General features: G+C 64.5%; 19 protein-coding genes. 6 read left to right on the top strand and 13 right to left on the bottom strand.

Going from position 1 to position 22858, the window contains the following annotated elements:
* Positions 1 to 45 precede the first annotated feature (45 nt).
* From IM816_RS14460 to IM816_RS14430, 7 genes are all read right to left on the bottom strand, one after another.
* Positions 46 to 996 (bottom strand): glycosyltransferase family 2 protein, encoded by a 951-nt coding sequence (locus IM816_RS14460; protein WP_250338612.1) that lies wholly within the window; start codon positions 994 to 996, stop codon positions 46 to 48.
* A complete protein-coding gene (locus IM816_RS14455; protein WP_250338611.1) occupies positions 990 to 2012 on the bottom strand; it encodes a DegT/DnrJ/EryC1/StrS family aminotransferase in 1023 nt (340 codons plus the stop codon). The genes IM816_RS14460 and IM816_RS14455 overlap by 7 nt, the downstream gene beginning before the upstream one ends.
* A gap of 130 nt (positions 2013 to 2142) precedes the next feature.
* Positions 2143 to 3084, bottom strand: a complete 942-nt coding sequence (locus IM816_RS14450) for an electron transfer flavoprotein subunit alpha/FixB family protein (RefSeq protein WP_250338610.1) — start codon at positions 3082 to 3084, stop codon at positions 2143 to 2145.
* A gap of 23 nt (positions 3085 to 3107) precedes the next feature.
* Entirely contained in the window at positions 3108 to 3854 is a 747-nt protein-coding gene (locus tag IM816_RS14445; RefSeq protein WP_250338609.1) for an electron transfer flavoprotein subunit beta/FixA family protein, read from the bottom strand.
* Positions 3855 to 4147: 293 nt separating this feature from the next.
* On the bottom strand, positions 4148 to 6247 hold the full coding sequence (locus tag IM816_RS14440) for a glycosyltransferase (protein ID WP_250338608.1): 2100 nt from the start codon (positions 6245 to 6247) through the stop codon (positions 4148 to 4150).
* A 30-nt stretch (positions 6248 to 6277) separates the two neighbouring features.
* Entirely contained in the window at positions 6278 to 8497 is a 2220-nt protein-coding gene (locus tag IM816_RS14435; protein WP_250338607.1) for a hypothetical protein, read from the bottom strand.
* Positions 8416 to 10020 (bottom strand): electron transfer flavoprotein-ubiquinone oxidoreductase, encoded by a 1605-nt coding sequence (locus tag IM816_RS14430; RefSeq protein WP_250338606.1) that lies wholly within the window; start codon positions 10018 to 10020, stop codon positions 8416 to 8418. The genes IM816_RS14435 and IM816_RS14430 overlap by 82 nt, the downstream gene beginning before the upstream one ends.
* A 160-nt stretch (positions 10021 to 10180) precedes the next feature.
* Between IM816_RS14430 and IM816_RS14425 the strand changes: the two genes are divergently transcribed.
* Together IM816_RS14425 and IM816_RS14420 are read left to right on the top strand one after the other, a co-directional pair.
* On the top strand, positions 10181 to 11581 hold the full coding sequence (locus IM816_RS14425; RefSeq protein ID WP_250338605.1) for an amidase: 1401 nt from the start codon (positions 10181 to 10183) through the stop codon (positions 11579 to 11581).
* Between the two features lie 5 nt (positions 11582 to 11586).
* On the top strand, positions 11587 to 12168 hold the full coding sequence (locus IM816_RS14420; protein ID WP_250340777.1) for an alpha-ketoglutarate-dependent dioxygenase AlkB family protein: 582 nt from the start codon (positions 11587 to 11589) through the stop codon (positions 12166 to 12168).
* Between the two features lie 13 nt (positions 12169 to 12181).
* Here IM816_RS14420 and IM816_RS14415 read toward each other — a convergent pair whose 3' ends face one another.
* From IM816_RS14415 to IM816_RS14400, 4 genes are read right to left on the bottom strand one after another with little or no spacing between them, the layout of a single operon-like run.
* Positions 12182 to 12787, bottom strand: a complete 606-nt coding sequence (locus IM816_RS14415) for an ABC-type transport auxiliary lipoprotein family protein (RefSeq protein ID WP_250338604.1) — start codon at positions 12785 to 12787, stop codon at positions 12182 to 12184.
* Complete coding sequence (locus tag IM816_RS14410; RefSeq protein WP_072321890.1) at positions 12784 to 13722, bottom strand: MlaD family protein; 939 nt, start codon at positions 13720 to 13722, stop codon at positions 12784 to 12786. Before IM816_RS14410 ends, IM816_RS14415 begins: the two co-directional genes overlap by 4 nt.
* Before the next feature lie 3 nt (positions 13723 to 13725).
* Complete coding sequence (locus IM816_RS14405; RefSeq protein WP_250340776.1) at positions 13726 to 14508, bottom strand: ABC transporter ATP-binding protein; 783 nt, start codon at positions 14506 to 14508, stop codon at positions 13726 to 13728.
* Between the two features lie 8 nt (positions 14509 to 14516).
* Positions 14517 to 15659 (bottom strand): MlaE family ABC transporter permease, encoded by a 1143-nt coding sequence (locus IM816_RS14400; protein WP_250338603.1) that lies wholly within the window; start codon positions 15657 to 15659, stop codon positions 14517 to 14519.
* Between the two features lie 126 nt (positions 15660 to 15785).
* On the opposite strand from IM816_RS14400, the gene gcvT reads away from it, so the two are divergent.
* The gene (gene gcvT, locus IM816_RS14395; RefSeq protein WP_250338602.1) at positions 15786 to 16892 is read left to right on the top strand and encodes a glycine cleavage system aminomethyltransferase GcvT; all 1107 of its coding nucleotides are present in this window, start codon (positions 15786 to 15788) and stop codon (positions 16890 to 16892) included.
* 63 nt (positions 16893 to 16955) lie between these two features.
* Here gcvT and IM816_RS14390 read toward each other — a convergent pair whose 3' ends face one another.
* Positions 16956 to 18239 carry a DUF3103 family protein gene (locus IM816_RS14390; RefSeq protein ID WP_250338601.1) on the bottom strand — a complete coding sequence of 428 codons (1284 nt, stop codon included), beginning with the start codon at positions 18237 to 18239 and terminating at the stop codon, positions 16956 to 16958.
* A 285-nt stretch (positions 18240 to 18524) separates the two neighbouring features.
* Here IM816_RS14390 and gcvH point away from each other — a divergent pair, with 285 nt between their 5' ends.
* From gcvH to IM816_RS14375, 3 genes are all read left to right on the top strand, one after another.
* A complete protein-coding gene (gene gcvH / locus IM816_RS14385) occupies positions 18525 to 18923 on the top strand; it encodes a glycine cleavage system protein GcvH (RefSeq protein ID WP_250338600.1) in 399 nt (132 codons plus the stop codon).
* Positions 18924 to 19352: 429 nt separating this feature from the next.
* Entirely contained in the window at positions 19353 to 19940 is a 588-nt protein-coding gene (metJ, locus tag IM816_RS18805) for a met regulon transcriptional regulator MetJ (protein WP_072321885.1), read from the top strand.
* 258 nt (positions 19941 to 20198) lie between these two features.
* Positions 20199 to 21230 carry an energy transducer TonB gene (locus IM816_RS14375; RefSeq protein ID WP_250338599.1) on the top strand — a complete coding sequence of 344 codons (1032 nt, stop codon included), beginning with the start codon at positions 20199 to 20201 and terminating at the stop codon, positions 21228 to 21230.
* Between the two features lie 166 nt (positions 21231 to 21396).
* Here IM816_RS14375 and IM816_RS14370 read toward each other — a convergent pair whose 3' ends face one another.
* A complete protein-coding gene (locus IM816_RS14370; RefSeq protein WP_250338598.1) occupies positions 21397 to 22737 on the bottom strand; it encodes a serine hydrolase domain-containing protein in 1341 nt (446 codons plus the stop codon).
* Between the last annotated feature and the right edge of the window lie 121 nt (positions 22738 to 22858).

Raw genomic sequence — 22858 nt, 5'->3', positions numbered from 1 at the left:
GGATTGTCGTCAGTGGTGTTGCAAACACGGCTGACGAGAGGCGTGTTAAGACGCCTTGGGTGGAAAGTCGAGCTGTAGCGACACAATGCTGAGGGGGCGCTGCTTGGTATTTTCATAAGCTCGCCAGGCATAGTTGCCCACGATGCCGATACCGAACGTATTCAACGCGCCGAAGAACAGGATCGCCAACATCGAGCCAGCGAACCCGGGAACCTCGAATGCCCCGAGCAGTCGCGCCCCTACGACCAGCGTGCCAAGAAGCAACGCTACGCCCAATCCGATGAGCCCTACGGCCATGAGCACACGTACCGGCAGATCGGAAAAAGCGAAAACGCTGTCCATCAAGTACGTGACTTTCTTCTTCAGCGTCCAGGCGCTTTTGCCATGCTCGCGCTCCTGGCGCGTGTAACCGACGAATTCGCGTCTGCCGCCCATCCAGAACAACAGGCCCAAGAGGCTGCCGTTGGCCTCGCTCATGGCGACCAATCGGTCCCTGAATGCGGAGGTCAGCGCAAATACATCCACGCCACCCGGCGGCACGTCGGGTTGCACGAGTCGGCGATAAAGACCCCAGAAGACGTTGGCAAACAGTTTGCTCATCCCCGGATCTTCTCGCCCCAGACGCTTACCAAACACAACGTCAAGGGGTTTTTCCGTGAGTGCGGCGAAGAAATCGCGCATCAGCGAAGGCGGTTCCTGCAGATCTGCTGCCATGACGCCGATGTAGTCCCCCGACGCCTCTCCCAGTCCGCAACGGATCGCCGCGAAAGCGCCGAAATTGCGCGACAGAAGGATCAGCCGGGCCTGAAAACGCACCGTACTGAGCCCTTCTTCCAAACGCGCAAAGCTGGCGTCCGGGCTGCCGTCCACGACGAACACGGTTTCCATGGGGGCATCGAGCGTGGCCGCCAGCTCGTCCAGTGCCTGGAGTAGCGCCGGTATCGATCCCTCGTTCTTGTAGACGGGGATGACGATGGAATAGCGTGGCTTTACCACGCGTTGCAGGCCTCGATCACCTGTGTCACCTCAGCATCAGTCAGTTCGGGGAAGCAGGGGAGCGTCAACACCGAGGTGCACGAGCGATCCGTGACCGGTAATTGTGTGCTGGCGAACGTGTCGGAGAACAGCGGCTGGCGATAGTCGGGTACGGGGTAGTGGATTTCGCTGTTTACGCCGTGGCTGGCAAGGTGGCTTTGCAGTCCGGAGCGATCTTCCGTATGGACCACGTAAAGATGGGCGACGAAATCGTCGCCGCTGGGCGGCGGCGTTGCGATGCGGGCATTGCGTATTTCGGTCGAGTAGCGATTTGCGATCGACCGACGCCTCTCGTTCCAACCATCCAGCAGCGGCAACATGACGCGGAGGAAGGCCGCCTGGATCTCATCCAGCCGGCTATTGCGGCCGCCGGCCAGTTCGTTGCGATACTTGGCCGTCCAGCCGTACTGGCGCAGTTTGCGCAGGGTGTCAGCGACTTGCGCATCGTTCGTCACCACCGCGCCGCCGTCACCGAGCGCTCCGAGGTTCTTCGTCGGGTAAAAGCTGAAGCTGGCTGCTGCGCCGAACGTTCCGGCCTTGCGGCCTTGCGCATCCTTCGCTCCATGCGCCTGCGCGCAATCCTCGAACAGGGCGAAGCCGTGCTTTTCGGCGAGAAGGGTGAGCGCAGCCATATCCGCTAGCTTGCCGTAAAGGTGCGTGACGATCACGACATCGATGCGTCGCTTCGCAAGGACGGCTTCGAGCGCCTTGGGATCCATGGTGCAAGTGATCGGATCGACGTCCACGAAGACGGGCTCTGCACCGCAGGCGAGGACCGCGGTGGTGCCATACATGGCGGCATTACCGACCACGGCCACGGCCTTACCGCTTGTGACGCCGAGGCTGCGAAGCCCGAGTTCGAGCGCTTCGGTGCCGTTGGCGACGCTGACGCATTCGGCAGCACCACACCATGCGGCAAACTCCTTCTCAAACGCCTTGACGTTCGGGCCGAGCACGAAATAGCCGCTGGAGATCACCTGCGCCGCGGCCTTATCGAGCTGGCTGGCGATCGGGGCAATGTGGCGGTCGAGGGCGTTGACGGGGACGGTGTTGGTCATGGGAGTCCGTAGCGTGGCAGACGCGGAGGCCGTCCGGCCTCCGCATGGATTAACCGAGAGAAGCTTCCAAGTCCGGAAGAATCTTGAACAGATCGCCTACGAGGCCGATATCCGCGATCTCGAAAATGGGCGCCTCACCGTCCTTGTTGATCGCGACGATCGTGCCGGCGTCCTTGATGCCGGTCAGGTGCTGGATCGCACCGGAGATACCCACGGCGATATAAAGCTCCGGCGCGATGATCTTGCCGGTCTGGCCGACCTGCATTTCGTTCGGGACGTATCCCGCGTCAACCGCAGCACGCGATGCACCTACGGCAGCACCGATCTTGTCGGCGAACTTGTAGATGATCTCGAAGTTCTCCTTGGAGCCCACGCCGCGGCCACCGGAGACGACCTTGGGCGCACCCTGGAGGTCGGGGCGATCGCTCTTGCCCTGCTGCAGTTCGACGAAGCGGGTGTGCGAGGGCAGGGCGGCGTCGACGCTGATGGCTTCGATAGGGGCCGAGCCGTTGGATGCGGCGGCCGGCCAGGAGGCGGTGCGGATCGTCGCGACCACGATCGAGGAAGCATCCACTTCCACCGTAACGATGGCGTTGCCGGCGTAGATCGGGCGCTTGAAGGTATGAGGGCCTTCCACGGTCATGACGTCGCTGACCTGCGAGACGCCCAGCAGGGCGGCCACGCGCGGGGCGAGGTCCTTGCCGAAGGTCGTCGACGGTGCGAAGACGTGGGTGTAACCCGCGGCGGCCTTGACGATCTGCGGTGCGTAGATGGCCGCGAGACTATGTGCGTTCTCGGTGCGTGCCACGGTCAGCACCTTGCTGACGCCGTCGATCTTGGCGGCCTCGGCGGCCACCGCCTCGGGGGCGTCGGACAGCACGATGACGTCGATGGCATCCGGCTTCACGGCGGCCGCCGCGCTGACGGCTCGTGCGGTGGAGCCGTTGAGCTTGCCGCCCAGGTGTTCGGCGATAACGAGGATCTTGGTCATGTCGATTCTCCAGTCGGCTGCTTTTACAGCAGGCCCTTCTGCTTGAGGGCCGCGACGAGCTCGGCGGCGTCCTTCACCATCACGCCCTTGCTGCGCTTGGGCGGAGCGGCGTAGTGGGTGGTCTTGATGTGGTCAGCGGTCTCGACGCCCAGCGAGCCCAGCTCGATGACGTCGATCGGCTTGGACTTGGCCTTCATGATGTCCGGCAGCTTGATGAAGCGCGGTTCGTTGAGGCGGAGATCGGTGGTGATGACGGCCGGCAGATCGGCTTCGATGACTTCCAGGCCGGCGTCGACTTCGCGGGTCACCTTGGCCTTGCCATCCGCAATCTCTACCTTGCCTGCGAACGTGGCCTGGGGGCGGTCCCAGAGGGCGGCCAGCATCTGGCCGGTCTGGTTGGCGTCGTCATCGATGGCCTGCTTGCCGAGGATCACGAGGCCCGGCTGCTCCTTTTCGACCAGCTTGAGGAGCGTTCGGGCAGCCGTCAGCGGCGACACGGCGTCCGCCGTTTGCACGTGGATGGCACGGTTGGCGCCCATGGCCAGGCCGTTGCGGAGGTGTGCGGTCAGGTCTGCCGGGCCGATGCCCACGACGACCACTTCGTCAGCCACGCCTTTCTCGCGCAGGCGCAAGGCCTCTTCGAGGGCAATATCGTCGAACGGGTTGGCGGAGAGCTTGACGCCGTCCGTGACCACGCCGGTGCCGTCGGGCTTGACCTGAATGCGGACGTTGTAGTCCACGACGCGCTTGTAGCCGACCAGAATCTTCATTCGCGGTTCCTGCTTCGTTAGGGCGGGCGCTCGCGCGAACTCGCGACGCCTTGGAGTTGACTCGCCATTCTAACGAATCTTCTTGCGGGAGTTTGACGCGGCGCAGGATTCGGTGAGACTCAGCCTGAGACGAGGTCAGGCTGCCCTAGCGTTCGTCGTCATGCCGTTATCGCGTAACGATTTACGGAAAAGCGCCATGAGAGTGTGAAGACTCCTGGCGCCGGGCGACTCAAAGGCGATCCACTGAGGCTGGAAAGGAACGCGGCGTGATGGGCCTCTACCTAGCCGCTATGTCAGTCTGAAGGTCCCTCGTCGCCGAGCGCCTCGCAGAGGGCTGAATGCGCTGCCTGGGCGGAAAAATGTCGGGCGACGTGGGCCACTGAGCTATCCGAGAGCCTTTGCCAGCCCACCGGATCCCCGGCGAGCCGAACATAGGCGTTAGCGAAGTCGGCGGCAGTGACCGCGGTCAGCACATCGCGCCCATCGATCAGATGCATGCCCTCTACCGCGACGGGCGTACCAATGACAGGCAACCCATGACTCATCGCCATGTTGACCTTGCCCTTGACCCCAGCACCGAAGCGCAGCGGTGCGATGGACGCGAGGACCGAGTTCATCAGCGGCGCCAGGTCGGGAACGCGACCCAGCATGTCCAGGCCGGCATCCGAGAGACTGCGACGCTCAGCGTCGGGTACGTCTCCGGCAACCCAAATCCGTGCGTCGGGCGCGACTTGTCGGAGTGCGGGCAGGATGTCCTGCGCCATCCAATGCATCGCATCGGCATTCGGCGGGTGTCCATAGCCACCGATGAAGAGAAGATCGCGCCGTCCTGCGAAACCTGTCTCGCGTCCGTAGACGTCGTGGATGTTGGAGAGCAGCGCCACTCTTGCGTCCGGCATCAGCCGGGAGAGCATGTCGCGCTCGTACTCGCTGACGACGAAGGTCGTGTCGGCTTTCTGGATCAGCGCCAGCTCCTGCCGACGGCTGGCTTCCGCCTGTCTCGCGAGCGCGCTGTTGCCGCTGCGTTCGGCGGCGCGTTCTTCCCTGAGGAAATGCAGGTCCACCGTATCGAAGATCAGCTTGGCGCTTGGCGAGTGTCGACGCACCAGGCTTTCGTACTGCGCCGCTACGGTGTGGCGACACAGAATGGCGGCGTGCAGATCACGGTGATTCGCGGCGAGCCACGACGGCACGCTGCTAACCCATGGCCTCACGAGCACCTCGACGCCGATTGCGCCAAGCTCGCGAATGGCGGCGTCCTCGGCGTGCCCGTCATCGGGCGCGAAGACCACGTGCCAGCCGTCTGCCAAAAGCAGTTTCAATATCCCAACGAGACGCAGCGAGCCCGAATCCCGCGACGCATCGGGCATGACGGTGTCCACCACCAGCACCGTTCCGCGACGGCGTGCGCGATCGACAGCGGTCAGCGGCGTGCCGGGCGCCGGCTGCTTTCGCAAAGCATCGCGCCATTTTTCCGCAAACTTGGTCTGGTTGATGGCCTGGTAGCGTTTCATCCCCGTGTCTGCAAGGCCGGCGGAGCTGATGCCTTCCGAGTGCACCACTATGCTGTCGGGCACGTACCAGGCGGACCGGCCAGCGGCGCGAGCGGCGAAGGCGAGGTCGGTGTCTTCGTAGTAGCCGGGTGCGAATCGTGTGTCGAACCCCCCCAGCGATTCGAAGAGATGACGCGGGATGGCCAGCGACGCGCCGGAGACGTAGTCGACCGTGCGGGCGTAGCGCAGCGCAGGATTCTTCCGCGAGGTGAAGCGTCCGATGTTCCATGCCGACGCATCGGCGAACACCCAGGCGCCCGCTTCCTGGAGGCGGCCGTCGGGATAGACGAGCTGACTTCCGGCGATGCCAGCGTCCGGATGGCGCTCGAAACACCGCAGCAGCGCTTCGCTCCAGCCGGGCGTCACCTGTGTGTCGTTATTGAGGAAGATGAGGTATTCGCCACGAGCCGCCGCGGCGCCCGCGTTGCAACTACCCACGAAGCCGAGGTTCTTTTCGTTGTTGATAACGCGGAGGCCCGAAACCGCGGCCAGGATCGTTGCGGTGTTGTCCGGTGACGCATCGTCCACGACGATGACTTCGAACGGATCCGCGGGTTCGAACGTCGCGATGGAGCGAAGGCAAGCCAGCGTGTACTCGATTTTCCCGTAAACCGGGATGATCACGCTGATTCGAGGCGACGTGGATGTGGGCAGCGACAGGGGCGAAAAAGCAGCTTCCAGCGGAAGCAGGCTAAGCGATTCGTCAACGTCGGGACGGCGAGCTAGGTCCTGGGAAATACGCTCGATCGTGCCGCGCCATCCACGCAGCGCGATGCTCGCACGCACGCGCCGCGCCATGCTCAGCAGGCGCTTGTAGCGCCAGGAAAACGGGATCGACACGTACGCTACCTCCGGGTTCGGCCTCCAATGTTAGCGGCTGGAGCCCGATATGGGCGCCCGATCGAGCAACCAGAGGTCGGCCGGGCCACCATCGACGTTCAGTTTGGTCGCCAGCCCTTGGCGCACGAGGTCGTCCAGCACGGGGCGTACGCGGTCATCGACCCCTGCCGTCTCGTCGTGGGCGAGGGCGACCAATTGAATGCCGTGGCTGCGGAGCAGGGCGCGGATGGCCGTGTCGTCGGCAAGCAGGGATGGGCACGACCACCCGATGGTCGCCAGAGATTCGTAGCGCACGGGAAAATAACCCCCGTCCAGCACAGGCATGTCGCCGAGCATGCGTGTTCCCTTGGGCCAATGGCTCAAGGCATCGGCGAGCGGTCCCATGCCGCTGATTCGGAAACGCGCGTCCGCGAGGGCCTGCAGCTCCGAAAAGGGTGTTCGATCGAACCGTGCATCGAGTCGCCGGTTGCCCGGCATCCAATTGGCGGTGGTGAGCACCATGAAGAGGCAGAAGGCCACAATAGCCATTGCCCCGCGCGTCACGGGCTTCGATACGAAGGGTGCCGGCGAGGTTCCGAAGATGCCGACCCACACCGCCATGTGCAACATCACGATCGGCACGATGAAGTAATTGCCGTCTGCGCCATCGTTGCCGTACCGGTACGCGTAGAGCAGCACGTACATGGATAAGCCGACGATCAACAGGAAGACGGTGACCGGTTTGAGCATCCAGCGCCAGCCGCGTATCGCTATCGCCGCCACCAACAGTGGTAGCCATCCATTGCCCATCCAGAACAGCGCCTGGTGGATGTACGCGGCGGGTCCGAACAGAGAGTCGATCAAGCCACCCGGAAAGGGCGTGCGGAAGGTGGGTACGTAGCGACCAATGTCGTCGTGCAAATGCCAGCCGATCAAGGCTTGCAGATCCAGCAGTACGTCGGGCGACACGAATGCGACGCCGGTTTGTTCGAAGGTTCGGAGGCAGACGAGGCCAGCCGTCAGCATGGCAAGAACGACCGGTGCGATGTCGGTGCGCAACGCGCGTCGATTCGGCCGTGTGAACGCGAAGGCCATCAGGAAGAGGAAAATGGCCGCTGCGTATGGCAGTACGGTCAGGCGAGCCAGTGGCGCGAGCACCACCGCGGCAACGCCAATGCCCAACCATCCTCGGCTTGTCGCGTCGTCTTTCAGCTTGAGCCCCGCCAGCATGCCGAAAGCACACAGCCAAGCGGCAAGCAGTTCGCCTTTCGGCGTCACTGCTGAAGCCGCTACGGCGGGCACGGCGCAGCAAAGCAGTGCGCCCAGCCACGCGTGACGGGATGCCACCCCAAGATTCCCAAGCAGTTCTCGCACCGTCATAGCTAGCAGCAGCCAGCAGATCAGGCTGAATCCCGTGACAAGGCTGGCGCTACCCAAGCCGAGAAAAGGTGCCTGCAGCGCCTCGGCCAGCTTCGGGTAGAAGTGCACGTGGGCAATGAGGCCCTGCGCGTCGAACAGGTTGCCTTTGCCGAACAGCATGCGGTCGGCGTTCAATCCATACCAGAGCGCATCGCTGTCGGCCGAGGCGGCCGCCTTGGCGCCCAGCATCAGCGTGACCGTGACGAAAGCGGCCAACAGCATTGCTCCGCCGTGCGTACCGGGTCGTTCCGGCAGTTCCCACGTCGAATGCCATCGCCATGCCGAAACGACGAGGGCGGTACCAAGGACGACGATGGCGAGCGTGCGTAGCGACGAGAGATCGCCCCATCCGGCAAATGAAGCGAGCCAGATGATGGCCGACCACGTCAGGAGACCAAGCAGCGTGTGACGCAGATGTAGCGTAAGCGTGTTGCCGGCTTGCAGACCCAGGAGCCGATTGCAGCATCGGCCAAGTCCGTGAATGCCTGCAAGGTAGGCGCCGAGCAGAACAAGCGTGATGTCGATCCCATGCCGACGCGCATACACCTCGGCGCACACTGCCGCTAGCCAGGCCCCGCCACGCGGCAGGCGAAGGCTCCCATATACCGTGCCGAACAGCAGCAGGCATTCCGCCATGCTCTTCCACGCCAGCGAGCGCGATAGCTGGCGGACGAACGGACCGCTACCTTCGTACAGCGCGTGCCACGGCAACCAGATACATGCCGCAACCAGAACCCACCAACCAAGCCATCCCAGGCGAACGCGCATGCTTAGAGGTTCTGATAATTCGGCCCGGACCCGCCCTCGGGCGTGACCCAGGTGATGATCTGGTACGGGTCCTTGATGTCGCACGTCTTGCAGTGCACGCAGTTCGCGGCGTTGATCTGCAGGCGGCGGCCTGCGTCGTCCTGCACGATCTCGTAGACGCCGGCTGGGCAGAAGCGCTGGCAGGGGTTGCCGTATTCGGTGGTGCAGCGGTCGACGCAGATGCTCGTGTCGAGCACCTTGAGGTGGACCGGCTGGTCCTCGTCGTGCTCGGTGGCGGCGAAGTAGACGCTGGCGAGACGGTCGCGCGGGGCGAGCGTGCGATCGACGTAGTCTTTCTTCGGCGCTTCGTATTGGCCGAGCTTGTCCAGCGCGGACCAGTCGGCGTGGTTCTTGAGCGTCCACGGCGAGCGGCCGCCCGTGACGGTTTCCCACGCGGCGTTGATGAGTCCGCGCCACAGGCCCTTGTTGAATCCAGGGCGGATGTTGCGCACTTTCTTCAGCTCCGCCATGACCGCGGAGCCGCGCAGCACGCCATCCCAACCTGTCGGGTCGAGGCCGTTGCCGGCCAGATGTTCCGCCGCGAGCATGGCGGAGGCGATGGCCTGGTGGGTGCCCTTGATCTTGGGCACGTTGACCAGGCCCGCGGAGTCGCCGATGAGGATCGCACCGGGCATGTCCACCTTCGGCAACGACTGGTAACCGCCTTCGATGATCGCGCGCGCGCCACCCGAGACGATGGTGCCGCCGTCGAGCAGGCCTTTCACGTTGGGGTGGTGCTTGAACTGCTGGAACGCCTCGAACGGCGAGAAGTTCGGATCGGGATAGTCGAGGCCCACCACGAAACCCACGGCGACGCGGTCGTTGTCGAGGTGATAGAGGAAGCTGCCGCCGTAGATGTCGCTCGGCAACGGCCAGCCCACCGTATGCACCACCTTGCCCGGCTCGCCACGACCCGGCGGAAGCTGCCAGAGCTCCTTGAGGCCGATGCCGTAGGTCTGCGGGTCGCTGTTCGCGTCGAGGTCGAACTGCTTGATGAGCGCCTTGCTGATGTGGCCGCGGCAACCTTCGGCGAGCACGGTGACCTTCGCGCGGATGTCGATGCCTTCGGTGTAGCCCGGCTTGTGGCTGCCGTCGCGCGCGACGCCCATGTCGCCGATGCGTACGCCAGCGACCTTGCCGTCCTCGATCAGCGCTTCCGCGGCCGCGTAGCCGGGGAAGACATCGACGCCGAGCGCCTCGGCCTGCGGTGCCAACCATGCACACAGGGCGCCGAGACTGACGATGACGTTGCCGTGGTTGTTCATCTGCGGCGGCGTCAGCGGCATCTTGGTGCCAGACGCATGGTCGCGCAGCATCCAGAACTCGTCCTTGGTCACCGGCACGCAGACCGGCGGCGGATTGTCGCGCCAGTTGGGCAGCAGGCGGTCGAGCGGACCCGTCTCGATCACGGCGCCCGACAGGATCTGCGCCCCGATCGTCGAGGCCTTCTCGATCACGCAGACCGAGATCTCGGGATTGAGTTGTTTCGTGCGGATCGCGAACGCGAGACCGGCGGGGCCGGCCCCGACGACCACGAGGTCGTATTCCATGGTTTCGCGTTCGCTCATGGCTGGCTCACTCAAAGGCTGGCTGCGGAATCGGCCCGGTATTGTCCGGGTTCGCCGGTAGCGGGGCAAATGGGACGTTTGAAACGCTAGGGAGTGTCCCTAAGGGTTGCACGATCTTCACGTATCCCGTTCATAATCTCCTTAAGCACAAGGAGAGTTCATGAATACGATGCCGCCGGTCGCCGATGTCGATATGCGCCGCGCCACATTGCTGCAGATCCTGCATTGGCTGGCGATTGGACGGGTCCAGCCCCAGGCCCTGTCCGACGTCTATCAGGACGCCATCGAGCGCCTGAATCCCCGGCTCAACGCGTTCGTCGATTTCAGCGTCTCCCTCATCCAGGAGCAGGCGCTGGCGGCTGACCGCCGCCGTCGTGACGGTGTCATCGGTCGGCTGGACGGTATGCCGATCGCGATCAAGGACAACTTTGACGTGGCCGGCGTGCCCACGCGCGCCGGTATGCGGCGGCGCACCGTCGTGCCGGAGGAAGACGCTCACGTGGTGGCCCGGCTGCGCGCCTCGGGTGCCGTGCTGCTGGGCAAGACGAACATGGATGAGGGCGCGCTTGGCCTCGCCACCAATAATCCGTTTCATGGCGCAACGCACAATCCGCACCGGCTCGGTTACACCGCCGGAGGATCGTCGGGTGGCGCCGCTGCTGCCGTGGCGGCGGGCTTGGCCGTCGCCGCGATCGGCTCCGATACGCTGGGCTCGATTCGCGTGCCGGCCAGCTATTGCGGCGTCTACGCGATCAAGCCCACCCATGGCGAGATCTCGGCGCGCGGTCTCGTTCCTGCGGCGCGCCGCCTCGATGCCGTGGGTCTGCTGGCGCGTGGCGTCGACGACCTTACGGTGCTCTTGCAGACCCTGGCTGGCTACGACGCCGACGATGCTCGCTCGCGCCGCCGCCGCGTGGCCTTCTCGCCGCCGGACTGGGAACCAGGCAACCTGCGCGCCGGCTTCCTGCCGGACCTTGCGGCGGTCGGTGTGGAGCGCGACGTCATCGACGTGTTCGAGGACGCGTTGTCCAAATTGAAGGGTGAACTGGGCGAGCGGCGTACCGTCGACTTCTCCGACTGGGATTTCGCCCGCACCCGACGCGCCGGTCTCCTGCTGATGGAGGCCGAGATGCTCAACACCTTCGCCACGGAGCTGGCCGACGAGGCGTATCCGGTGTCATCGGGTTTCCGCGACATGGTGGATTTCGCCGCGCGCAAATCCGCCGCCGACTATGTTGCGGCCGATCTCGTGCTGGATGCCGCCACGCTCAAGATGCGCCGCCTCTTCGCGCAGGTGGACGTGCTCGTACTGCCGACCACGCCGCAGGGCGCGTTCCCGCTCGACGGCCCGGTGCCATCGTCGCAAGCGGACCTGTGCAGCTTCGCCAGCCTGGCCGGCTGTCCCGCCGTGAGCATCCCCATGGGTACGTTGCCCAACGGGATGCCGATCGGTCTCCAACTGGTCGGTGCGCGTGGCTCGGATCTGCGCCTGCTCGAACTTGCCGGCGTCTGCGCCTCCTCGCTGGATGCGGAACCGGCCTACCCGGTGGAGCCACACTGAGCGGCATCTGGTCGCGCATTGGTCTTCCCGGCGCGGATGTTACTGTCGCGCCGGGATGGCTGGAGCGCGAAGAAGCGGATGAGCTGCTGGCGCGACTCACCGACGAGCTTCCCTGGGAAGTCCATCGCATCCGGATGTTCGGCCGTGTCGTCGATTCCCCGCGTCTCAGCGCGTGGATCGGCGACGCGGATGCTACCTATCGTTATTCGGGCACGCGATTCGTCCCGCATCCCTGGACCCCATCGTTACAGGCGCTGCGCGATCGGGTCGCCGAGGCGTGTGGCGCCCGCTTCAACAGCGTGCTCGCCAATCTGTATCGCAGCGGTGGCGACCGCATGGGCTGGCACAGCGATGACGAGCCGGAACTCGGTCCCGAGCCGTTGATCGCATCGTTGAGCTTGGGGGCAGAGCGGACTTTCCGCTTTCGTGCGAAATCCGGTGGCGAGGCCGTCGCGGTGGAACTGGGTCATGGCAGCCTGCTGCGTATGGCGGGCGCCACGCAGCGGTTGTACAAGCACGAGCTTCCGGCGCGGGCGCGTATTGCCGCGCCGCGCATCAACCTGACGTTTCGCCTGATAGGCGCATGATGGCAGCGCGCCGTTAGCGCGCAGGTATGCTGTCCATCGTCCAGCGGACGACGTCGCCGGATACCTTGTCCATGGCGCGGCCGAACGCTTCCACCACTTTCGGCACCTCCTTGCCATCGACGGGCTCGCGCACTTCGAAGCGCCGGCTGCTCACGATCTGGTGCTTGCGGGTTGCCGCGAGCACAGCGTCGTAACGCACGACGACTTCCGGTTTGCCGTTCGTGTATTCGGTCTGGAACGCGCTGAGGCTGCCACCGAGTTCGTAGTCGGCGGCGAGGTTGCTGTCGTCGGTGCTGATGGCGGGTACGCGCCCACCGTCGCGGAACGCATCGGCCAGCCGTTCGCGGAACAGCTTGGGCGCGCTGTCGGCCCATCGTGCGCCGGCATAGACCGTGATGGTGTTGGCCTCGGGGACCACAGCGATGCGCGCGTTGTCGAGCGCGCGTGGTGCGTTCGGGGTGGCGACACGCAGCGCCCAAGGGACCGGGCTGGCTGCTGCCGGTCGCGCGCCTGGCGCGGCAGGCAGCGTGTAGATATGGGGCGACTCCGCCTTGGGCAGGATCGAGCATGCCGTCAGCAGCGCGAGAATCAGCGGGGCGGCGAGGCGGGCACGGCTCATGGGGTGAACTCCTTGGTCTTCTCTCGGCCGAACAGGTAGCCGCTGGGGTTCTCGTCGAGGCGACGGGTGATGGAGCGCAACGAACCGAGCGTGTCGCGCAGTTCGTGCAGTGCCGGAGCCAGCTCGCCGAGGCTGGCGGCGCCGCCATTGATCGCATCGCTGTTGTCGTTGAGGAGCCGGTCGATCGATGCCATCGAATGTTCGAGCGAGGCCATGGCGCGCTGTGCGCTTTCCAGCGTGGCCTTGCCCTGGCCTTCGACCAGACCGTTGGCGTTGTGCACCAGTGAGCGGCTTTCGGCGAGCGTATCGTTCGCCTGCTGTGTGGCGGCAGCCAGTTGCTTGATGAGCGCGCGGATGTCCTCGCGCTCGTCGGCGATCACGCCCGTGGTCTTGTCCAGGTGATCCAGCGTGCGCTCGATACGGTGCACGTTTTCCTTTGACAGGAGTTCGCTGGCGCGGGCGGCGGCCTGGTTGATGTTGGTGATGAGATCCTCGCCGTTGGCAAGGATGCGCGCGAAGGGCGACGGGTCGGCGATGATCACCGGTACCTCGCCGTCATGTCCCACCAACGTCGGGCTGCCCGGCGAACCGCCGGACAACTGGATGATCGCCACGCCGGTCACGCCGGTGAGGGCGAGCTTGGCGTGGGTATCCTTGCGCAGCGGTGTATCGCCCTCGACGCGGATGCGTGCGAGTACGCGGCGCGGGTCGTCGGGATCGAGTCGCAGCTGCATCACGTCGCCCAAGCGGATGCCGTTGTACTGCACGGCGCCCCCGCGCGACAGGCCGGTCACGGCTTCATTGAACACGATGTCGTAGTAATTCCATTCCTGGTCCGAATGCGCCTTGGCGAGCCAGACGCCGAAGCCGAGGCCGAAGAGAACGACCAGGACGGTGAACAGTCCGATGAGGACGTGGTGGGCCCGGGTTTCCATGGTTCAGTCCTTGCCTTTGTGTGCTGCGCGGCCGCGCGGGCCGTTGAAATATGCCTGGACCCAGGCATCGTCGGTGCGTGCCACTTCGTCGATGGGCGCTGCGGCGAGCACGCGACGCTGAGAGAGTACGGCCACGCGATCGCAGGTCGTATACAAAGTGTCGAGATCGTGGGTGACGAGGAACACGGTCAGTCCGAGCGCGTTGCGCAGGGTCACGATCAAGCTGTCGAACGCCGCGGCGCTGATCGGATCGAGGCCGGCGGTGGGTTCGTCGAGGAAGAGGATTTCCGGATCCAGCGCCAGTGCACGGGCCAGCGCAGCGCGCTTGATCATGCCGCCAGAGAGCTGCGCGGGATACTTGCGTCCCGCGTCGACGGGCAGCCCGGCCAGCGCCAGCTTCACGCCCGCCAGCCGTTGCGCATCCACGCGCGGCAGGCCGGCGTGCTCGACCAGCGGAAGCGCCACGTTCTCGGCCACAGTCAGCGAGGAGAACAGGGCGCCACTCTGGAAAAGCACACCGAATCGCCGTTCCACCTCCGAGCGGCGTTCGTCGGACAGGGCCAGCAGGTTTTCGCCGAACACCCGCACTTCGCCAGCTACCGGCCGCACCAGCCCGACGATGGTCCGCAGCAGTACGGATTTACCCGTACCCGATCCGCCGACGATACCGAGGATTTCGCCGCGGTAGACGTCGAGGTCCAGGTGCTCGTGGACGGTCTGCGCACCGAAGCGGTTGAGCAGGCCGCGCACTTCGATCACGGTCTCGCGAGACGGCTTTGGATGCATCTGTGCGTTCACCAGCCCATCTCCATATAGAAGAGGGCGGCCAGTGCATCCAGCAGTATCACCACGAAGATCGACTGCACGACGGCCGAAGTGGTGTGTTGGCCCACGGACTGCGCGCTGCCGGAGACCTTGAAGCCCTCCATGCAGCCGATCACGGCGATCATGAAGGCGAACACGGGGGCCTTGGCGATACCGACCAGGAACTGGGTCAGCGAAATGTCCGCCTGGAACATCGTCAGGAACATCGATGGCGACATCTTCAATACGGCGAGACACACGACACCGCCGCCGACCACGCCCGCCACCATGGAAATGAACGTAAGCAGAGGTAGCGACACCAGCAAGGCAAGCACGCGCGGCAGTACCAGCAGTTCCACCGGATCGAGGCCCAACGTGCGGATCGCGTCGATTTCCTCGCGGGCCTTCATCGAACCGATTTGCGCGGTGAATGCACTCGCGGTGCGGCCCGCGAGGAGGATGGCCGTGAGCAGCACGCCGAACTCGCGGAGGAAGGCGTAGCCGACCAGGTCCACGGTGAACAGGCTGGCGCCGTAGCTCGCAAGCGCCGTCGAACCGAGGAAGGCCACCACGCAACCGACCATGAAGGACAACAGCGCCAGGATCGGCACGGCGTCGAGACCGGTCTGTTCGATGTGCGAGACCAGCGAGGTGACCCGCCAGCGGCGTGGCCGCCAGATCGTGGCGAGAAAGCCCTGGAGCGTGATGCCGATGAAGGCGAGCAGTTTGGCGGTCTGCTTCCAGAAGCCGGACATCGCCTTGCCGATGCGCTCCAGCATGACGACGAAGCCGGCATCGCGCGGTCGAGTGATGCCCGTGCAATAGGTGTCGATCGCGTCGCCGACCGTTTTCAGGAGGGCGCGACGTTCGGGGGGCAGCACCTCTTCCTGGGCCAGCGCCTGCGTGCGAGCGCTGCCCAGCAGTTCGGCAATGATGAAGGCGCCCGATGTGTCCATGGCCCCCAGTCCGTGGATGTCGATCGTGGCGTGGCTGTCGATCGACCCGGCCAGTTCCGTCGCTCGCCGGTGCAGGTCGCTGTAATGGGGGAGGGTCCAGTCGCCGGAAAGGATCAGCCGGGGTCCGCCCGCCTCGCGGGTGAGCGTCACCGAGCCGGGGAAGGATGCCGTTGCCATGAGCGAAGGCTAGCAGGACTCGGTGGTGCCTTGGGGGATGCGGAGCGGCGCACGATTGGCCTTCCGGGCCCGGCAGGCCGATAATGCCGGGCTGATCCCGCCGCCATTCTCCTTCAAGGTACGACGATGACCGACAAGACCGAACTCAACGCCACCCACCGCGAACTCGGTGCCCGCATGGTCGACTTCGGTGGCTGGGACATGCCCATCGCCTATGGGTCGCAGATCGAAGAGCATCACGCCGTACGCAAGGATGCCGGCATGTTCGACGTGTCGCACATGACGGTCGTGGATATTGTCGGTGAGCGCACTCGGGAGTTCCTGCGCAAGCTGGTGGCGAACAATGTCGACAAGCTCGCCAAGTCCGGCAAGGCGCTCTACACCTGCATGCTCGACGAGAACGGTGGGGTGATCGATGACCTCATCGTTTACTTCCTGCGCGAGGACTTTTTCCGCCTCGTGGTGAATGCTGCCACTCGCGCAAAGGATCTGGCCTGGATCGAAAAGCAGGCGGCCGCCTTCGGTGTCGCCGTTCGCGAGCGCAGCGAATTCGGCATGATCGCCGTGCAGGGCCCCAACGCCCGCGAGAAGCTGATCGGCCTGCTGCCGGAGGACGTGCGCGCGAAGGCGAGCAAGCTCGGCAAGTTCGCTGCTATCGAGATCGAAGGCCCGGAGGGCATGCCGTTGTTCCTCGCGCGGACCGGTTACACCGGCGAAGATGGTTTCGAGGTCGTGGTGCCTAACACGCGCGTCGTCGAGTTGTGGAATCGCCTCCGCGAGGCGGGTGTAGCTCCGGCGGGTCTGGGCGCGCGCGACACCCTGCGTCTCGAGGCCGGCATGAATCTGTATGGACAGGACATGGATGAGAGCGTCACGCCCTGGGAGGCGGCGCTCGCGTGGACGGTGTCGCTGGACGAGGGTCGCGACTTCATCGGCCGTGCAGCGCTGGAGAAGCAGAAGGCTGCCGGCGTGCCGCGCGTCATGGTGGGGCTGGTGATGGACGACAAGGGCGTGCTGCGCCACGGGCAGAAGGTGCTCACCGCTGCCGGTGACGGTGAGATCCTGTCCGGCGGTTTCGCCCCCACGCTGGGCAAGTCTGTTGCGTTTGCACGCGTGCCCGCTGGCGAGCTGGGTGATGTTCGGGTCGACATCCGCGGCCGTGAAGTGCCGGTGCGCGTCGTGACGTTCCCCTTCGTCCGTGACGGCCGTCCGATGCCGGGCATCGTCGGCTGATCGACACTCTCTATATATATAGAGAAAGCGAAGGGCGGCCGAGGCCGCCCTTCGTATGAGAGATCAAGGGGTCTTGTTCACCGTCTCCTTGAACACGCGGTTCTTCACCTGATAGGGCTTGAGCACCATCTTCGCCCAGCCACGTGCGCCGACCAGAGGGGCATCGTGCGTGCCGTAGTTGCCGCCACGCTCGATCACATAGAACGAATCGATGTAGTCGGCATCGTTCTGGAACCACTTGGAGTCCATCGCGTCGAGCACCTTGCTCGCGATCTTGGACACGCCGGAGATCACGAGTGCCTGGGGTGCCGTCGGCGAGACCAGCAGGGAGACGTCGCCCACCGCACTGGTGACTGCCGACGCCAGGTTCTTGAAGTTCGTGTCGCCGTCGTCCTCAAAGAGCTGCACGTTCACGTAGCTCGGACCGAAGTCCTTCCAGTTGATCAGGTCCATGCCAGGCTTGTACAAGAACTTGTCGTGGTCCAGCCACGGCATGTCCTTGGTGATGACCTGCACCTTGCCCTCGGGACTGACGCCGGTAATCACTGCGAAGATCTCGGCGTCGAAGGCGGTGTTCGGCTCGCGGTCGTCGGCCAGCCAGATCTCGGAGAGGATGGTCAGCTCTTCCGCCTCCGGCACGGCAAGGTTCTCCACGGACGGCGGAGCGAAGCGGGAAAGGGTCGTCGGAGCGAGGCGCGAAACATCCCGCGCGGAAGAACGCAAGGAAGAACGCAGCGCGGAGCGAGACATCGGTTGCGTCCGGGGAGTCTGCGCGCCCTCGCGGCGAAGCGCTTCGTTCATGACCTGCATGCCAGCCTGCGTGCTGCGAGTCGAATCCGACTCGACGAGCAGCATCGGGACGCCTGGGGCCTGATCGGCCGAAAACTGCTGCTTCTCTCCCGACGGGCCGTAGGCGACCAGTTGCTTGGTCCCGGTGGCCTGATCCTTCACCACGGTGCCGACCCAGGTGCCATGAACGTTGGCGGCCGAATCCTGCGCGTCGCCGCCGAGCACGCGGAGATCGATCACGTTGTCGATGGCGCCATCCAGACCGCGCAAGTGGACGGCCTGACGTTCGAGGTCGCGGAGTTCGTCCACGACACCCTGGTTACGTGCGGTGGTGTCGGCGGCGTACTGGCGCACCACGTCGGCGAGCGCTGCCTTGTTCTTGCTCAGCTTGTCCTGCACGGCCGCTTCAAAGGCGGGGTCGTTCACGAGAGTGGCGATACTGCGGGCGACCTGGTCGCGAACGTCGCTCACGGATGTGGCTTCGGTGGCCATCAGCGGCGAGGAGAAGGTAAACGCCAACGCGGCGCTGAGGAGCGAGACTTTGAGAGTCCGTTTCATGGGAGGTTCCTTGTCGAGGGAGAGATGCCGGCGTGACCTCGTAGGGGGAAGGTGTCGGCCGGCGCGGCACCGAGATGCGGCCCGCGATAACAAATTAGTCGTGCGAGCCGGCGCGGCGCTGTCAGGCGCCGCGCAGGTCGGTGTCGGTGCTCGCCGGGATCGGAGTCAGGTATCGCTGAGGAGGGTCGGGCGCATCACGACAGTTGCCGCTTCCCGGAAACCTCCATACCGGTACAATTGCCCGTCCCATCAGCGCACCTGTCCCGAGCTAACGAGGCTTATCCCATGAGTGAAATCCCAGGCGATCTGAAATTCTTGAAGTCCCACGAGTGGGTGCGCGTGTCCGACGACGGCAAGACCGTCACCGTGGGCATCTCCGACCACGCGCAAGGCGCGCTGGGCGACCTGGTCTACGTCGAGCTTCCTGAAGTCGGCAGTTCCGTAACCGCAGGGGCCGGTGTTGCCGTGGTCGAATCAGTGAAAGCTGCTTCGGACATCTACGCGCCGATCTCCGGCGAGGTTGCCGCGGTCAACGAGGCTCTTAGCGATAAGCCGGAAACGATCAACGAGGATGCCTTCGGCGACGGTTGGATCTTCAAGCTGACCATCGCCGACAAGAGTGAACTCGACCAGTTGCTCACGCCGGACGAGTATCAGGAACTGATCGAAAACGAAGATCACTGAGACCAAGCGGCAGCTTCGATTGGATGCCGGTCGACTTCGACCGGCATTTTTTTGTCCCGAAGAGGGGGCGGCGGAAATTTTTTTTTGCGGCCGGTTGAACTTTGTTCATCCCCGAGATCGACCCCGTCGGACACGCTCGGAGCAACTTTGGCGCGCGGAGGCTTTGCGCGTCTTTCGCTTGAGACATTTTGCAGCACACGCAAGAAATGCCTTTATTTAAGTAGTTTGCTGAACTCTTTTTCTGACGCAGTGTGTTTTGTTTCGGCAGTCTAAATACGAAACGCATTCTTCGGGTCGCTTGCGGCGGGCTCGGACTATGCCTCTCGAGGTGCCGTCATGGCGGCGCAAGGTCTTCAATTTAGAGCCAAAATTTATTGACAGCGGAAATGTTCAGGAATAGCTTTTGCGTCAATTGACGGGGAACCGGAAATGGAAACAGGAAAATTCATCAGGCCGTATGTGGAGCATGGTTCGAAAGCGGGTTCGGTTCGCAAGATCACAGTATCGATTCCGCTGCATGTTCTCCGCCTACTTTCCGATGAACGTACTCGCCGCCAGGTGAACAATTTAAGGCACGCAACGAACAGCGATCTGCTGGTTGAAGCGTTCCTTCACGCTTTTACTGGGCAACCACTGCCAACTGATGAGGAGCTGAGACGAACCATGGCCACTGCCAAGAAAGCCACTGCCAAGAAATCCGCCGCCAAGAAGGCGACGAAGAAGTCGACCGTGAAGAAGACCGCCGCGCGCAAGTCGCCGGCAAAGAAGGCCTCGACCCGTAAGGTCGCGACCAAGAAGGCTGCGACCCGCAAGTCGCCGGCCAAGAAGGCTGCTGCAAAGAAGGTCGCCCGCAAGGCGCCTGCTCGCAAGGTCGCCGCCAAGAAGGCGGTGAAGAAGGCCGTCAAGAAGGCCACCGCCAAGAAGGCTACGCGCAAGGCTTCGCCGCGCAAGGCCGCTTCGAAGAAGGTTGCCGCCACCAAGGTGGCTCGCGCAACCAAGGCCGCCAAGGCCAAGTAAGCGTTACGACTCAATAAGAAAGTACGTTTTGCGAATTAGCTCCCCGCGGTGCCCAGCGCGGGGAGTCACTTCGAGACTTGACCCCGGCCTGGCCGGGGTCGTTCGTTTCTGGCGTCCGGAAAAGCTCCTAGGCCAGCGAACTGGATTCACGCGGCCATTACGGTTACCTTGTCGCCACATCGCGCTGCGAAAGACGGGGGGTCTTTCGCGTCAAGCCATCAGGGGGCGCGCGCTTTGCGGAGTCCGGTACCAACCGCCATGGATAACCGTTATCGCTTCCTTGCGCGCCGCCGTATGCGTGGCGCCGTCAATCCTGTGACCCTTGCCGTCGTCGTCATCGTCGTCGCGCTCGCCGTCGCAGCCTGGTTCCTCATCATCAAGCCCTACCGCGACGCCGCTGAAGCGGCGACACCCGCGTCGGCAGCCACGCAGAAGAGCGTCGCGAAGCGCGAAGCGCCTCCGGCCGACGTCGATTCGCTCAGCGTCGACCAGCTGCTCTCCGAGGCGCGAACCGCGATGAACGAGCAGCGCCTCGTGGCCCCGGCGGGCAACAACGCGTTCGAGTTCTACATGAAGGTGCTGCAGAAGCAGCCGGGTAATCCCGTCGCGGCAGACGCATTGCGCGAGACCTTCTCTTACGGGGCCGCGGCGACCGAGCAGACGATCAACCAGCGCGACTTCAACGAAGCGCAGCGCGAGATCGATCTGCTGGCAAAAGCGGACCCCGAAAACTACACGTTGACGATCCTGCGCTCGAAGCTCGATGCCCAGCGCAAGACGCTCGACCGCGAACAGCAGCAGGCAGTGGACGCACAGAAGGCGCAGCAGCTCGCCCAGCAGAATGCGGCAGCCGCGGCGAAGCAGCAGGCGGAACAGGCTGCCGCGGCGGAAGCGCAGCGCCAGCAGGCCGCGCGCGAACAGGCGTCGCGTGTGGCAGCCCAGCAGTCCCCGGCGGCGAATGCCGCACGCCCTGCTGCAGCGCCGACGCCGAAGCCCACGTCGGCGGACGCCGAGCCCATCAGCGATGCGGTGCTCGTCCGCCAGGTCAGCCCGCGCTACCCGACCGCGGCGATGCGCGCCAACCAGGAAGGTTGGGTGGACGTCGAATTCTCGGTGAGCACCGATGGTTCGGTGAGCAATGTCACGGTCGTCGATTCGCAGCCCAAGCATGTGTTCGACCGTTCGGCGATCGATGCGGTCAGCCGCTGGGAGTACAAACCGGCCACCCGCAATGGCGAGCCGATGACCGTGACGTTGCGGCGTCGCCTGCAGTTCAACCTCGGCCGCTAACGAAGACGGCCTCCTGCGTGTGCAGGAGGCCGTTTCTTTTTTCGTCCCTTGGCGTCGTCATGCGTCCGCAGCGGCGAGCCATCGGATTTGCTTCGCCCGTTGCCTCGGCGTGGCGTGCATGCGTCGCCGGGTTGCGACGTGAGCTGAGAAGCCAGAAGGTGGTGCGTCAGCTTCCGGCTTTCTTCTTTTTCTTTGGGGGCGTCTTGGTCTTCGTCGGGGCGGCCTTTTTCGTTGCCGCGGCCTTGGCTTTGGCCTTCGGTGCGGCGGCCGGCGCGGCATGCACCGGGCCCTCGACGCCGGCCCAATCCACGTGCGGCAGCCCCAGCAGGCTGTCGAACACCATGGGCATCAGGCCCGCGGGGACGGGGCCCGCCGCGTTCCACATCGTAACGACACCCGCGTGGTACTTCGGGAAGAACCCGATCATGGTGCGGTAACCCGATACGGCGCCCGCGTGATAGATCAGGTCCTCGTTGGCGTACTTGAACACGCGCCAGCCGAGGGCGTAATGGGCGTCGGTAACGCGCGCGCGGCGCCATGGCAGCGAGCGCTCCTCGGAAGGTGTCGGCACTTCCGGGGCGTGCAGAACATCCAGTAGCGGCGTGGGCAGGACGTCGGGACGACCGCCCATCTGCGCCATCAACCACTGCTCCATGTCACGCAGGCTGGCGTTGACGCCCGCGGCGGGGGCCACGCGGTAATAGCTGTCGTTGGGCTCGTAGGGAATCCAGTTGTGCGGGCCGCCGCGGTGGGGACGGGCCCAGCTCTTGCTCGCTTCAAGGGCGTCGCGACCGTAGCTGGCGGTGGTCATGCCGAGCGGCGTGAAGATGCGACGCTCCACCTGGCGAAAGAAATAATCGCCGGTCTGCGCGTAGATCACGTCGCCGATCATGCTGAAGGCGACGTTCTGGTAGCCGTAGCATTCGCCGACCTTGCAGGAGAGGTCCACTTCGTCCAGCTTGCGCACCAGCTCCTCGTAGGGAGCATCCGCTTCGAGCGCGGAGTCGTACGTGTTGCGCGGAAGGCCGAGGCGCTGGCCCAGGATGTCGCGCACCGTCGCCTGCTGCGCGGCCTGCATGTCCTTGAGCTTGAAGTAGGGAATGGTATCGATGAGCTTGGTGTCCCAGCTCAGGAACCCGGCCCGCACCAGGACGGCCGTGACGCCGGTGGCGAAGGCCTTCGACAACGACGCCAGACGAAACACGGTGTCGGGCGTGGCCGGCTCCTTGGTCTTCGCATTGGCGTAGCCGATGGCGCGCTCGTAGACGACCTTGTCGTCGACGATGACGGCGGTCACGATGGCGGGCGCGGCATCCCTCGCCTCCGCCTCATCGAGCCAGCGCTTGTAGTTCTCGACGGTCTCTTTCACCCGTTCCGGCGGCAGCTTTACCGCTTCCGGGTCCGCGTGAACGACGGGCGGTTTGGGCGGTGGTGCGGCGAGGGCGGAGGGAGCGGCAACGGCGCAGGCAAGCGCACAGGCGAGCAGGGATGCGGAACGGAACGACATGCTTATCTCGCGCGATCGAGGCGTGGGGGCACGCCGCGGATTCAGGTATGCCGGGACGCCCCGGGCATGGTCCAAGGCATTGTCTTTTACTTCCTCGTCCGCGACAACGGAAGCTTCTTGA

The sequence above is a fragment of the Luteibacter flocculans genome (assembly GCF_023612255.1).
In the GTDB taxonomy this organism is placed as follows: Bacteria; Pseudomonadota; Gammaproteobacteria; order Xanthomonadales; family Rhodanobacteraceae; genus Luteibacter; species Luteibacter flocculans.
The sequence above is the reverse complement of the archived record's forward strand: the minus strand, read 5'-3'. Positions and strand labels throughout refer to the sequence as shown.

Coding starts and splice junctions, on each gene's coding strand:
- IM816_RS14430 (WP_250338606.1), bottom strand. CDS start 10,020: ATGAGCGAACGCGAAACCATGGAATACGACCTCGTGGTCGTCGGGGCC.
- IM816_RS14400 (WP_250338603.1), bottom strand. CDS start 15,659: ATGGCAACGGCATCCTTCCCCGGCTCGGTGACGCTCACCCGCGAGGCG.
- gcvH (WP_250338600.1), top strand. CDS start 18,525: ATGAGTGAAATCCCAGGCGATCTGAAATTCTTGAAGTCCCACGAGTGG.
- IM816_RS14410 (WP_072321890.1), bottom strand. CDS start 13,722: ATGGAAACCCGGGCCCACCACGTCCTCATCGGACTGTTCACCGTCCTG.
- IM816_RS14425 (WP_250338605.1), top strand. CDS start 10,181: ATGAATACGATGCCGCCGGTCGCCGATGTCGATATGCGCCGCGCCACA.
- metJ (WP_072321885.1), top strand. CDS start 19,353: ATGGAAACAGGAAAATTCATCAGGCCGTATGTGGAGCATGGTTCGAAA.
- IM816_RS14390 (WP_250338601.1), bottom strand. CDS start 18,239: ATGAAACGGACTCTCAAAGTCTCGCTCCTCAGCGCCGCGTTGGCGTTT.
- gcvT (WP_250338602.1), top strand. CDS start 15,786: ATGACCGACAAGACCGAACTCAACGCCACCCACCGCGAACTCGGTGCC.
- IM816_RS14445 (WP_250338609.1), bottom strand. CDS start 3,854: ATGAAGATTCTGGTCGGCTACAAGCGCGTCGTGGACTACAACGTCCGC.
- IM816_RS14415 (WP_250338604.1), bottom strand. CDS start 12,787: ATGAGCCGTGCCCGCCTCGCCGCCCCGCTGATTCTCGCGCTGCTGACG.
- IM816_RS14405 (WP_250340776.1), bottom strand. CDS start 14,508: ATGCATCCAAAGCCGTCTCGCGAGACCGTGATCGAAGTGCGCGGCCTG.
- IM816_RS14450 (WP_250338610.1), bottom strand. CDS start 3,084: ATGACCAAGATCCTCGTTATCGCCGAACACCTGGGCGGCAAGCTCAAC.
- IM816_RS14370 (WP_250338598.1), bottom strand. CDS start 22,737: ATGTCGTTCCGTTCCGCATCCCTGCTCGCCTGTGCGCTTGCCTGCGCC.
- IM816_RS14375 (WP_250338599.1), top strand. CDS start 20,199: ATGGATAACCGTTATCGCTTCCTTGCGCGCCGCCGTATGCGTGGCGCC.